15 protein-coding genes and 1 tRNA gene are annotated in these 13,336 nt (G+C 32.2%); 7 read left to right on the forward strand and 9 right to left on the reverse strand.

Annotated elements, in window-relative coordinates; genetic code table 11:
* Positions 1-6: 6 nt before the first annotated feature.
* The 3 genes from LQU93_RS05715 to LQU93_RS05725 are packed head-to-tail and all read right to left on the reverse strand — an operon-like array spanning position 7 to position 2,616.
* Positions 7-1,305: an OmpP1/FadL family transporter gene (locus tag LQU93_RS05715; protein ID WP_229932926.1), complete on the reverse strand. Its 1,299-nt coding sequence runs from the start codon at positions 1,303-1,305 to the stop codon at positions 7-9.
* Positions 1,298-2,149, reverse strand: coding sequence for a deoxyribonuclease IV (gene nfo / locus LQU93_RS05720; RefSeq protein WP_229932927.1), 852 nt, complete (start codon positions 2,147-2,149; stop codon positions 1,298-1,300). Before nfo ends, LQU93_RS05715 begins: the two co-directional genes overlap by 8 nt.
* Positions 2,149-2,616: a hypothetical protein gene (locus LQU93_RS05725; protein ID WP_229932928.1), complete on the reverse strand. Its 468-nt coding sequence runs from the start codon at positions 2,614-2,616 to the stop codon at positions 2,149-2,151. Before LQU93_RS05725 ends, nfo begins: the two co-directional genes overlap by 1 nt.
* A gap of 164 nt (positions 2,617-2,780) precedes the next feature.
* On the opposite strand from LQU93_RS05725, the gene LQU93_RS05730 reads away from it, so the two are divergent.
* The 7 genes from LQU93_RS05730 to sodB all read left to right on the forward strand — a co-directional run bounded on the left by LQU93_RS05730 (position 2,781) and on the right by sodB (position 8,557).
* Positions 2,781-2,855, forward strand: a tRNA-Glu gene (locus LQU93_RS05730).
* A gap of 96 nt (positions 2,856-2,951) precedes the next feature.
* Positions 2,952-3,590 (forward strand): carbonic anhydrase, encoded by a 639-nt coding sequence (locus LQU93_RS05735; protein WP_229932929.1) that lies wholly within the window; start codon positions 2,952-2,954, stop codon positions 3,588-3,590.
* The gene (locus LQU93_RS05740; protein WP_229932930.1) at positions 3,587-5,410 is read left to right on the forward strand and encodes a mechanosensitive ion channel domain-containing protein; all 1,824 of its coding nucleotides are present in this window, start codon (positions 3,587-3,589) and stop codon (positions 5,408-5,410) included. Before LQU93_RS05735 ends, LQU93_RS05740 begins: the two co-directional genes overlap by 4 nt.
* Positions 5,411-5,443: 33 nt before the next feature.
* Positions 5,444-5,611: a hypothetical protein gene (locus tag LQU93_RS05745; RefSeq protein WP_229932931.1), complete on the forward strand. Its 168-nt coding sequence runs from the start codon at positions 5,444-5,446 to the stop codon at positions 5,609-5,611.
* A 3-nt stretch (positions 5,612-5,614) separates the two neighbouring features.
* Complete coding sequence (locus LQU93_RS05750) at positions 5,615-6,682, forward strand: GGDEF domain-containing protein (protein WP_229932932.1); 1,068 nt, start codon at positions 5,615-5,617, stop codon at positions 6,680-6,682.
* Complete coding sequence (locus LQU93_RS05755; protein ID WP_229932933.1) at positions 6,679-7,722, forward strand: GGDEF domain-containing protein; 1,044 nt, start codon at positions 6,679-6,681, stop codon at positions 7,720-7,722. The genes LQU93_RS05750 and LQU93_RS05755 overlap by 4 nt, the downstream gene beginning before the upstream one ends.
* A 211-nt stretch (positions 7,723-7,933) precedes the next feature.
* Entirely contained in the window at positions 7,934-8,557 is a 624-nt protein-coding gene (sodB, locus tag LQU93_RS05760) for a superoxide dismutase (RefSeq protein ID WP_229932934.1), read from the forward strand.
* A gap of 23 nt (positions 8,558-8,580) precedes the next feature.
* Here the strand turns inward: sodB and LQU93_RS05765 are convergent, their stop codons facing one another.
* From LQU93_RS05765 to LQU93_RS05790, 6 genes are all read right to left on the reverse strand, one after another.
* Complete coding sequence (locus LQU93_RS05765; protein ID WP_229932935.1) at positions 8,581-9,525, reverse strand: hypothetical protein; 945 nt, start codon at positions 9,523-9,525, stop codon at positions 8,581-8,583.
* 287 nt (positions 9,526-9,812) lie between these two features.
* Complete coding sequence (locus LQU93_RS05770; protein ID WP_229932936.1) at positions 9,813-10,145, reverse strand: YnfA family protein; 333 nt, start codon at positions 10,143-10,145, stop codon at positions 9,813-9,815.
* 128 nt (positions 10,146-10,273) lie between these two features.
* Entirely contained in the window at positions 10,274-10,999 is a 726-nt protein-coding gene (locus LQU93_RS05775; RefSeq protein WP_229932937.1) for an NAD-dependent epimerase/dehydratase family protein, read from the reverse strand.
* Between the two features lie 291 nt (positions 11,000-11,290).
* On the reverse strand, positions 11,291-11,977 hold the full coding sequence (gene ung, locus LQU93_RS05780; protein WP_229932938.1) for a uracil-DNA glycosylase: 687 nt from the start codon (positions 11,975-11,977) through the stop codon (positions 11,291-11,293).
* A gap of 57 nt (positions 11,978-12,034) precedes the next feature.
* Entirely contained in the window at positions 12,035-12,685 is a 651-nt protein-coding gene (locus LQU93_RS05785) for a tRNA threonylcarbamoyladenosine dehydratase (protein WP_229932939.1), read from the reverse strand.
* A gap of 16 nt (positions 12,686-12,701) precedes the next feature.
* A complete protein-coding gene (locus LQU93_RS05790; protein WP_229932940.1) occupies positions 12,702-13,334 on the reverse strand; it encodes a protein-L-isoaspartate(D-aspartate) O-methyltransferase in 633 nt (210 codons plus the stop codon).
* Between the last annotated feature and the right edge of the window lie 2 nt (positions 13,335-13,336).

The following is a 13,336-nucleotide window of genomic DNA, read 5'->3' on the forward strand; positions in this document are numbered from 1 at the left end:
TTTTACCTAGAATTTATATTTTATCCCTGTTGATAATATCCAAATTTTAGCATCACCAAAATGTCCATTTAAAGTTGTAGGTTGTGGTGGCATTGAGAATTTCTGATCCTTTATAGCCTTCACACTTGCACTGCTTTTTTGTCTATCTTGATACAAGCCACTAAATGCAAACTCTAAATTTTCACTAAATTTATAGTTTATACCAGCTGAATACGCATATGATTTGGTATCAGGCAAATCAAAGCTAACACTATATGGATTTTTAGCCGCTTTTTGATCATAAACAAATCCAGCCATCAGGCGTATTTTAGGATTTAGCTCATGTGCGATACCGAATCTAAATGTATTTGTATCGCGGTAGTTTTTTTCTATTTTTTTATCATAAAGCCCGTAAAAGATAGGATTTTTTGGAGCATTGTCATACTCAAAATCATATCCATTAAACGAAGACCAAAATGTTCTTTCATAGGCAAACATAAATGTAGTATCATGTAGTTTGTAAGCAGTTGCTAACTGAAGTTGTGCTGGTAGTGGGATGTTTACCTTCGTTTTGCCATAAAAATCAAGCATACCTTTTAGCATCTTGCCATTTCCTGCACCGCCGCCATTTGCCTGAGACTTGCCATTATAATCAGAGCGTGTTTTGCCACTAACCTTTAAACTAACTTTTGAACGATATGTAACAGCAAACGAAAGCTCATCAGTTGGCTTATAAGACAATGCTAGGTTATAGCCAAAATTTATACCATCTCCATGCACGTGGCGGTATCCATTGCCATAAAGCTCAGTAGCAACAAAGCCCTTAGTATAAACCGCTCTAGCACCTAGTGCTACGGCTAATTTATCATTTATCCTATATGCTACGGTTGGATTTAACTCGACTGCTTTTAGTTTAAAACGTTTTCCGCTAAATGCCGCATCTTTACTACTCCAGCCAATGCCAACTCCAACAGGTACCGCCAAACTCAAGCCAAAACGCCAATTTTCATAATGCTCTGGCGATACAAAATGAAAAGTCGAAGCCATGGTGTCAAATTTCTGAGATTTAAACTCTCTGCCATCATTTGTGTGAAATTTAACCGGATGGATGTGAAACCAAGCAAGAGTATTTTCAAAATAGTGCCTAGAATCATACATAAACATCATATTTGCAGGGTTATAATACGCAGCATCTGGACCAAAATTTACAGCGACGTTACTTGCACCAAGTGCTAAACCATCATTGCTTTGCTCTGGTATCTTGTATCCAGCAGCATTGAGCATACATGCACTTAAAATAGTGCCTAACATAACCTTTTTAAACATTTGTCTCCTTTAAGTTTCTTAAAATTTCAATCTCTTTATCCCAAATACTCTCATCAATCGTCTCTAAAACAAGTGGTATTTGTCCTATATTCTCATCATTTATAATATTTTTAAATGCATCAATACCCAAATACCCCTTACCAATGCTTTCGTGACGGTCTTTTTTAGAGCCAAGCTCGTGTTTAGCGTCGTTTAAATGCATACCACAAAGATATTCATATCCAACAACAGCATCAAATTCTTGCATACTATTTTTGTATGCTTGTTTGCTTCTTAGATCATATCCTGCCGCAAAAGCGTGGCAAGTATCTATGCATATGCCTATTCTATTTTTGTCGCTAACATTTTCGATAATGTAAGCTAAATGCTCAAATTTATAACCTAAATTCGAACCTTGACCAGCGGTATTTTCAATGACTAATTTAACATTTTGTGTTTTGTCTAAGATTTCATCTAGTGATTTTACAATCAAATACAAACACTCGCTCTCACTTAGTGCATTTAGATGCGAACCTGGATGAAAATTTATCATCTTTAATCCAAGCTCATTAACACGCTGTATCTCATCTATAAAGGCATTTATCGACTGCTGTCTTTTTTCATCGTCGTAGTGTCCTAAATTTATCAAATAACTATTGTGTGGCAATATATGCTCTGATTTTATGTTCGCTAACTCGCAGTTTTTCTTAAAGTATTTAATATTTTCAGATGTTAGGGGTTTTGCATTCCATTGACGTTGGTTTTTTACAAATAAAGCAAAGGCGTTTGCCCCAATTTTTTTTGCATTTAGCGGTGCGTTTTCTACACCACCACTCGCACTTACATGTGCTCCAATAAATCTCATCACAACTCTTTTAAAACTATTTTTATTTTATTTTTTGTGTCGATAAATTTGATATTACCAGCACAAATTTCGTATTCTATAAAATTCTTTTTTATATTTTGGTTAAATCCGCATTGTGTTTTTATTAAACTATCTTTATCAAATATCGGCTTAGCTGTTAAAATTTCTGCCAAAAGTCCATCATAATGTCTTGCTAAAAAAAATCGTTCGTTAAATTTGCTTTGATTTAAGCAACTTTGATTTAGACAGATATTTTTTGAAATTTTAATATCAGCTGTATTTACACCAAAGCTATAAATTTGCATATTTAAAAATTTATCATGAACGTGCAAAAATGCCACGTCACTTATCTTAATCATCGGTGAAATTAGCGTTGCATGGTAGCTTTTAGTATATATTGGTGGTTTTTTATCCGCACATCCTACAAAAAAAACTATCAAAAGCAAAGCATATATAACTCGTTTCATTAAATATCCCTTTTATGCAAAAGCAGATATTTTACCAAAATTTGCTTATAGTATTATTTGAAATTTCAATTATCTTGTGTTTTTGATAATCATCATAGAATTTTTATAAATTTAAGTAAATATTAAGTATCATTGATATATAATCCCAATTCAACTTCACGGTTGGCCCATTCGTCTAGCGGTTAGGACATCGCCCTTTCACGGCGGTAACACGAGTTCGAGTCTCGTATGGGTCACCACTTTTATTATATTTTCCGATTTTTTATTTTTTGTTGTTTTTGCATTGCTTCACTTCTTTGAATTTTTGCTATAATACCTAATTTTTTGGAGAATAAATGCAATCAGTTTTAGAAAAAGCGGTAAATTTCATGGAAGAGGGCTTTAAGGAGCATGAAGAGCTATTTAAAAGCCTACAAAACAAACAAGAGCCAAAAGTCTTATTTGTGTCATGCACAGATTCTCGTGTCGTGCCAAATCTCATTACAAAAAGCCTGCCAGGTGATTTATTTACTATACGCAATATCGCAAACATCATACCACCATACCGCGTAAGCGACGAGTTTTTAGCTACAACCTCAGCAATAGAATATGCCATAAGCATATTAAAAATAAAAACTATAATAATATGCGGACACTCTGATTGTGGTGGATGCAAAGCACTATATGAACCTGATGAAAAGTTTAAATCAGCACCAAATTTTAAAAGCTGGATTAGGCTTTTAGAACCGATTAAAAAGCAAGTGCTAAAATTCTCATCAGACGATCCAGCCAAAATGGCATGGCTAACAGAGCGTTTAAATGTAATAAACTCGATTGAAAATTTACTAACCTATCCAGATGTAAAACAAAAATATGAAGCTGGTGAGCTTGATATATATGGATGGCACTACATCATCGAAACTGGCGAAATATTTAGCTACGATTTAAAAACCGAAACATACAAACTACTAACAGTAGAAAGCAATAATTCATGATAAAAATTTTACTTTATTTTGTGCTTATATTTTCTGTGTCAAACGCCCAAACACAACTAGAGCAAAGCGATATAACACAGATAGTAAATTCAATAAATAAAATAAATTCTCAAATAGAAATTTTAAGTATAGATGACAACTCTACAAATAAGCTTAGTATCGACACTCTTTCATATGAAAAATCAAAGCTTTTAGAGCAAATCCCAATGTCAATCATGGCGATAGATTTTTCATCAAAACAAGTGCAAAATTTTCTCTCTCAAAAAGAAAAATTGCAAAAAAATGTAGCAAAATATAGCACAAATAAACAAAGTCAAAACTATATCAAAAACGCACTTGAGCTTGAGAAATTTAACTTAAATGAGATATTTTACACTAGCATTATCAAGCTTGAAGAGATGTTTAAAGACGCAGCAAAGCTATCAAGTATAAAAAATTTATTAACCAATTCAATAATTGAGTTAAAAACGCACAAATTTAATTATATCAATGATATAAAAGACACCATGATAGACGAAGACGCTCAAAAATTAGCAGAGCTAAGGATTTTTAAAAAAACAGCTGATGAAATTTTAGTCTATTTAAAAAACAATGCCGAACTTCTAAGCTCGAGTTTTTCAATAACAAGACTTAATCTAAATACCGCTGTAGAATACATAAACAACAAAATTTCGCTAAAAAACAAAAATATAAATTTAGGCAAAATTTTAGTCATTTTTGTTGTATTTGTATTTTTTGTATCTTTAACTAAAATTTTATCCAAAATCACATACTGGGTCGTATTGTCTGTGTTTGCAAAAAATGCCAATGCCAAAACCATAAAAGAGCAAATCCTTGATATTATAAAGCTTCCTATTTCATCTTTGCTGATTGCATATGCACTCAAAACTTGTATGTCACTTACATACTATCCAGCACCTATGCCATTAAATATAGCAAACGCTTTTATTATATTATACATCTTGCTTGGGACATGGCTAGTTGCTACTATATTAAATGGCTATGGGATGCTGATAATTAGCGAAGTTGCTAAAAAAAGCGGACGCAAAGAGATCGTAAATCTAATAATAAAAATTGTAAATTTTATCGTTTTTACGATTGCTATATTGCTTGTGCTTTCGCGTCTTGGATTTGATATATCAGCCATTATCGCTTCTTTGGGAATAGGCGGTTTGGCGGTTGCGTTTGCAGCAAAAGACATCATAGCAAATTTCTTTGCATCGGTTATGCTTTTATTTGACAACTCATTTTCACAGGGTGACTTAATCGTATGCAATGGCATTGAAGGCACGATAGTAGAAATAGGACTACGCAAAACAACCATCAGAAGTGCCGATAATGCACTGATTTTTGTGCCAAACTCAACACTTGCAGGAGATGCGATAATTAACTGGTCACGACGCAAAGCGGGGCGAATTATAAATATCACGATTGCACTAACATATGATTCTAAACCAGAGCAACTAAGACAGTGCATAAACGATATAAAAACTATGCTACACACTCATCCTGAAATTTCAAGAGAGGATAATGGCGGCGCATTTGGTGGCTCAAGCAGGTTTAGATTTCGTGATAACATAGTAAGCATTAATGATTTAGCTGGATACAAAAACGCCATTTATGTATCACTTGATGCACTAAACGATAGCTCCATAGATATAGCTGTTACGTGTTTTAGCAAAGCAGTAACAAAAGCTGAATATGTAAAAACAAAAGAAGATATTTTGTTTAAGATAATGGATATAGTCGCACAAAATAATCTTGAGTTTGCCTTTCCTAGTCAAAGCCTATATCTACAAAATAATCAAAATATAGTATAATAAAGCCTAAATTACTACAAATAAGGATAAAAAATGGAAAATTTTGACGACGAATTAGAAGATTTAGATTATATCGATGATGAAGATAGCTCATATAATAGCTATAATTACACATATGACGATGATGATTACTCATATGATGATGATGATTACTCATATGATGATGAAGATGATGAAGACGTGGAATATGAAGAATACTAAAAGATGAATAGACTAGACATAAATCCAAATAACTATAAATCTATACAAGACATACACTCATCTTTATTAAACATTCTTTTAATAGCTCAAGCAATTGGATTTATGTTTATACTTAGCACAAATAGCTTAATTTACATAGCTTTAATCATATGTATTTTAATCACACTATATATAAAAAATGAAAAATTTCTACAAAAAAGCAATTTAATAGCAACATGGTTTCACACAAATATTTTATTTATAGCTGTTGCTTGCACGATGCTTTATGGCAATGATGCTGGGTTTATATACTTGTTGGTTGGACTTGTGTTTATTAGTTATTTTTGTGCGTTTAATACAAGAATTTTAACCTATTTAATAGCTACATTTGAAATTATTGTTGCTGTGTTGCTTTATGTGATTAGTCAAGACAGAACAGACAATATACTAAATAACAACATATATAATTTAATGCATATTGGATGCTTTGTGGCGACATTTTTTACAATTTACATACTATCAAGTTACGCAAATATAATTACATCACATGGTTATCAAGACATCAAAAAAGAGCAAAACACTCTAGAAAAACTTAGTCAATACGATCAACTAACTGGGCTGTTAAATAGACGAAGTATGCAAAAGATCATAAAAACAAAAAACAAACAAGCTGTTGCAGAAAATATAAAAACAAACAAAGTTGTAATGATAGGCGACATAGATGACTTTAAGTCCGTAAATGATACGTTTGGACATCTATGGGGCGATAGAATAATAAAAGATGTCGCAAGTGTTTTAAAAAATTCTTTCAGGCAGCACGATCTAATATCTCGCTGGGGCGGAGAAGAGTTTTTAATAGTTCTTACAGACACAAATATTGATTTTATTTATAGCATCTCTAACAGACTCCTTCAAAATATAAGTGCAATACGGCTGCCAAACAATACTCCTGTTACTATGACATTTGGAATGATTATACTTATAGATCAAGTAAATTTTGACTTTGATTATGTATTAGAACGTGCAGATAAACTACTATACAAGGGCAAACAAAGTGGCAAAGATCATATAGAAATGGAAGTAATAAAGTGAAAACAGAGTATAACCACTTAAGAGTAAAAATTTACGATATTTTTATAACTACCATTTGGCTCGTGACATTTTTTCATTTAGCTTACTTTGTATTATTTTATATTATTTTTATACCTAAGCTTATTATTGTAGAAATTTTCTCTCTTTTTATATATGCTTTTATAATAACCATAATCAAAAAAAATCCACATTCACTTAAAATCGCTTCTTATGTTTTTCAAGTAGAGGTCACACTTCACACTATAATATGCATATATACTCTTGGATTTGGTGCTGGATTTGAGTTGCTATTTTTAGCATTTGTTTTGGTAAATTTATTTATAAGTATTGGCTATGCTAGCATAACTAAATTTCTTACATTCTTGCAGGTAGTTCTTTTTATACTTTGTTATTATATCATTCCAGATACAGATATACTTAGTAGTTTTTGGACTAAATTTTTATATGTTTATCATATAATATTTATTTGCATACTTGCTATAATTATATCTTATATGCTAGAACTTGCAAACAGACTAGCATACTTAAATATACAGCAAGATCGAGATAAGCTAAAAGACATATCAGAACAAGATCCACTAACTAAACTATCAAACAGACATGCTTTACAAAATTTTATCAGCGAAAATTTAGTCAATAAAAATTTTGCCCTTATAATCGCAGATATAGACGACTTTAAATCCGTAAATGATACATTTGGACACAGTGTAGGTGATATGGTTCTTGTTAGAATTGCAAATATGTTAAAAAATATATTTAGACATGAAGATTTTGTATGTAGATGGGGTGGGGAAGAGTTTTTGATTATCATTCACGATGTGGATAAAAATAGTGCCGTAAATATCGTAAAACGCGTATCACACATGCTAAATACTACATCATTTAAACATAATGAAAATATCATAAAAACAACGATGACATTTGGAATTTCATATTATGATGGATATAGTGAGCTTGATTTACAAAAAATGATAAAACATGCCGATGATTTGCTATATAAAGGAAAAACAACTGGTAAAAATAAAATAATGCTTGATTAATACTTAAAAAGTATTATTTAATGCCAGTATTAAAAATTTCTCTTTTGTAAATGTCAATAAAGATTTAAATTTAAGCAGTCGGTTAAAAGAGTTAGATTAGAGTTAGGATACGACTCATAAAATTTACTAACGCAAGTAATAAAAAATATTAATTAATTATTTAGATAAATTAAACTATAATCACGCCAAAATTTAAAACAAAGGAAACAAAATGTTTAAGTTAAGAGAGCTTCCGTTTAATCCAAGCACAAACGCTGTCGTAAGTGAAAAAACCTGTGAGTATCATCACGGTAAGCATCACGCTACATATGTAACAAATTTAAACAATCTAATTGTCGGCACTGAGTTTGAGAATGCATCATTTTATGACATACTTTTAGGTGCAAAAGCTGGACTGTATAATAACGTTGCACAAGTTTATAATCACGACTTTTATTGGGATTGTATCGCTAAAAAAAGTGAGCCAAGTGCTGAGCTAAAAGCGGCTATTGAGGCTGAATTTAGTGATTTTAAGGCTGAATTTATTAAAGCAGCAACAACGCAATTTGGCTCAGGATGGGCATGGTTAGTATATAACCCAAACACATCAAAACTAGAAATAATCCAAACATCAAACGCATATACACCAGTAAATGATGGAAAAATTCCATTGCTTGTTGTTGATGTATGGGAGCATGCATACTACATAGATAATTTCAATGCTCGCCCAAAATATCTAGAAACTTTTTATGAAAATATAAACTGGGAATTTGTATCACAAGCATATGAATGGGCAAAAAAAGAAGGACTTGGCTCGGTTAAATTCTACACCGAACAACTTCACGCAAAAGCCTAAAAAATCAGTCTAGCCATAAGCGGCTAGACACTTTTATCCACTCCAATACTCTCATCGAAATTTTTACTTAATTGGCTAAGTAGATTTGAAATTTTATCACTGCCATCATCTTTAAATAGCATTTTATAGATAAAATCTTGAGTATCTTTTGAGACATTTAGCATTATATTTTTAAACTCTATCTCATTTTGTGCGATTTTTATTTTAGCTTTTACTAAAATTTCACTATCTTTTGCTCTATTTTCTAAAATTTCACCAACCTTTTGACTCATATCATCAATCCACTGATTTTGCTGATATATCTCGTCTAAACTCAAAGTTCCATCTTTATTTTTATCCATTATTAGGGTTTCGTTTAGAGTCTTTTCTATGCTTATAATATTTTTCTCATGATCTTCATATGATAGATGAGTTGCAGTCTCGTATCTATTTGCAATCCAGGTCATAGATTTATCAGCACTTATTACGCCATCTTTTTCTTTGCTAAAAATTTTAGTTTTAGTGCTAAAATCCGTCTTTAAATTTGCAATCTCGTTAGCATCTATGGCTCCGCTTTTATCTATATCGGCACTTAAATAACCTCTAGCATATGCTATCTCATTAAACCAACCGCCCACAAACGCTTCAGCGTCTCCTGTTAGTATATACTCTGCATTTGCTGTCTTATAAACATCATCTTTAAAAATAGCACTTAACGTGTTTAAATTTTCATCGCTTAATCCTATTTTTATATTAATTCCTTTTTGATTATTGCTAAGATAAACGATATTATCATACTCTGATTTTTCGCCTTTAGCCCAACCTTGAGTAATATCTGTCAAGGTATTTAGAGATTTTTCGACCTGTTTTAATTCATCTTGATTTAATTTATTTGTGACTAAATTTGAAGCTTTAAAAACTTGGATATTTTTAAAATTTTTACTATCTTTATATAGTGCAGTTTGAATAGAAGTCTTATTAACAATCATATTAAATCCTTTTAATTAAATGTTAAATCCTATAACACCATGCAAAACACTCTATAATACAATATGCACTTATAGCATAATTGATATAAAATGTCAATTTCTCAGATGTTAAAATGCTATCTTAACGAAATTTGCACCACTATTTCAATAATCACTAACACTATATTTATTACAAAATATTTTGCTTTTGCACTTAGACTTTGGATTTTAAGTTAGTAAATTTCGGTTATTTTTAGACTTTATTTTATAGCCTTCATCTTAACTTAATTATCTATTTTTTACGCATTTTAGCCATTATTTAAACTAGGATATATGATGATTAAAGCACCGCAAAGTGCAATAATAGAGCCTATCAGATCGTATCTGCCAAACTCTTGCTTTTCGATAAAATTTAGCCATAAAAGTGAGCATATGATATATATGCCACCATAAGCTGCATACGCCCTACCTGCAAACTCACTCTCAACTCTCGTAAGTACAAAAGCAAATATCACAAGCGAAACGACGCCAATGCCTAAATACCACACTGGTTTGTCGTTTTTAAAATACTCCCAAAACATAAAACAACCTAAAATTTCAAAAAATCCCGCCACTATGTAAAATATAATCTCTGTTATCATTATTTTATCTTTTATTATAGATTTTGCTAAAAATTCTTAAAATTTCTAACCTAGTTTCAATGTCTTTTAATAATTTATTTTGCTGTTTAAGTAATTTTATAAGCATTTATTTTATAAATGCAAATTTGTTAAATTCTAAAATTTTCATCCCAACCAAGTATGGTTTTTGCTTTGTCATTTGATGTTATATTGTCTGTATCTACGATATTAAATATCTCATTTTGTTTGCATTGCAAAGCCAATACTACTGCCTTTGCAGCCGCATCAACATGCACACTAGCATAACCTTTAAATGGTATATCAAAACCAGTGCCTTCACCATAAATTAGTCCATTTCTTAACACAATAGCACACATGCCACTACCTAATACTTGCTCTTCTAGACTAGCCACAGCACGTGAAGTCTCACCATAGGTTGTATCATTAAAATTTAAAAGCTGACTTTGCTCTGTATATGGCATATCTCCTGGCTCATAAATAAAACCCAAACTTTGTGCGATGATAGTTTTTACTCCGCTTTGTTTTGCTGCTTCGATAAGATTACGAGTACCTTCAGTGCGAATACGTGCATTTCGTGCTAAAACCTCATCCATTTTTCCTGCATAATCTAATCCATCAGGCAAATCAGTGAGTTGGTGCATTAAAATTTCACAACTTGCTTTCTTCATCTCTTCTTTTAGTTTTTGTGTGTCAAAAACATCAAGCACTACTGGTTTTATGCCGATTTGCTCTAGCATTTGTGCTTTACTTTGGCTTCTAGTTGTGCCATATACCTCGTAGCCTAACTCTACAAGCATTTTTGCCACTCTTATACCAATCACTCCACTAGCACCAGCCAAAAATACCTTTTTCACTAAAATCCTTTCAAAGTTTTTTGGTTGAGTATAGCATAAATTTATCCATGATTGTATTAAATTTTACGCAATAAAGGTTTAAAATACCTATTTTCTAATACTTGTAATTTCATAGAAATGGCATTAAGTTATCGTATCGCACATTTATCGTTTTTTAAATTTCATAAAAATTTTCATTTAATTTTAATTAGAAAATAATTTATATGATACGAAATTTTAAATAATTTATTGGTTAATGCAGTGTAATTATTATCATAGATTTTAAATCGTAATTGTGGTTTAAGTTTATATCTAACTATTTAGATCCCAATTTATAGGTGTTTTGCCATATTTTATAAGATAGTCGTTTGCCTTTGAAAAATGCCTACAACCAAAAAATGCCCCACGAGCTAATGGGCTAGGATGTGCAGCAGTAAGCACCAAATGACGATTTGGATCAATTAAGTTGGCTTTTTTTATAGCAAAATTTCCCCAAAGCATAAAAACTATATTTTCACGCTTTTGGCTTAAAATTTTTATTACCGCATCAGTAAAATTTTGCCAACCAAAATTTGCATGTGAGTTTGGCTGATTTGCCGTTACGCTAAGAGTAGCATTTAATAGCATCACGCCTTGAGCCGCCCATGCACTTAAATCACCGTGATTTGGAGCTTTGATGCCTAAATCAGTCTCAATCTCTTTATAGATATTTACTAGACTTGGTGGCACTCTAATCCCCTTTGGCACAGAAAAACTAAGTCCCATCGCTTGCCCTGCTCCATGATAAGGATCTTGCCCTAAAATTACAACTTTAACATCATTAAATGGCGTTAAATTAAAAGCATTAAAAATCAGATTGCTTGGCGGATATACGATAGCATTTGCTTTGGCAAAAAGTAAATTTTGCTTAATAATTCCAAAATAAGGGCTTAAAAATTCATCTTTTAGCTGCTCTTTCCAGCTGTTTTCTATCTTAACTTGTTCTAAGTTTATTTGCATTTTATCCCTTTAAATAAAATATACAAAATTTTAAATTTTGCTAATTTAAAGCATATTTTAAATGTTTTTTAAAATTTTACGCACAGCAAGACTTGCTAAATTTAGCCCAAATACAGCCGTCACACCCATAAAACTCCCAAGCACTTTACACCTTGGCTCTTCGCTAGAAAAAACAACATCAAACTTGCCTTTAAACCCAGCTTTTTTAAGCTCACTTCGGTATTTTCTAGCCATTGGATCGCCATAAGTTTTAAACACATCAGCAACTTGCACTTTTGTAGCATCTATTCGTTTTGCACCGCCCATTGATGCGATTAGTCTATCACTTGTAGCCAGTGCTAAAGCAATCTTAGCAGGGATATCATCTATCGCATCTACTACAATATCGTAGCTTTTAAAATCATGTGTAGCGATAAACTCAGGCGTGATTAAAGCCTGTATGCCTTTGACATTTTCATAGCGTTTGTCAAACTCACCTACTTTTACCGCACCAACAGCTTCACTATAAATTTGACGATTTTGATTTGTTATATCAAATACATCTTTATCCACACAAACTATCTCACCAACCCCAGCTCTAGCCAAAGCATCTACACATATACCGCCAACTCCGCCAACTCCGCACACTAAAACTCTTGCATTTTTAAGTTTATCAAACTCATCGCCAAAAAGCCAACGCGAACGTGTATATCTATCTATATTATCCATAACAATCCTTTAAATTTCACGCCCTACCGTTTAGAAGTGGCACAAACGCACACTCATCAAAACATATCTCTTCATAGTCATTTTCACTATGTTTTATGTATTTTGTGATGTATTGCTTATTATTTTTAACCATTGGAGCTACTAAAATTCCACCAATTTTTAGCTGTTTAAATAGCACTTGTGGCACCTGCATACTAGCGGCTGATAGCAAAATTCTATCATATGGAGCATAGCTACTCCAGCCATTTGTTCCATCATCATACCTTACAATTACATTTCGTGTGCCAAGTATTTCAAAGCGTTTTTTAGCCGTATTTGCCAACTCTCCTATACGCTCCATACTAAAAACCCTATGTGCTAATTTAGACAAAATCGCAGCTTGATAGCCGCTTCCACAGCCGATCTCAAGCACATTATCCACGTCCTCACACTCAAGTGCCAAAGTCATTTTTGCAACTGTCAGTGGTGAGCTTATCCATTGATTGCCAGCTATAGGTTGTGCATTTAGTGTATAAGCCTGAGCTACATTTTGAACAAAAATTTCTCTTTGAGTTTCGCAAATGGCGTTATAAACAGCAGGGGTTAATTCTATCTCATCGGCTATCTCATCGGCTAAACGTTTGCATTTTATGCTTTGTAAATTTGTCATCT

The sequence above is a fragment of the Campylobacter majalis genome (assembly GCF_905120465.1).
In the GTDB taxonomy this organism is placed as follows: domain Bacteria; phylum Campylobacterota; class Campylobacteria; order Campylobacterales; family Campylobacteraceae; genus Campylobacter_A; species Campylobacter_A majalis.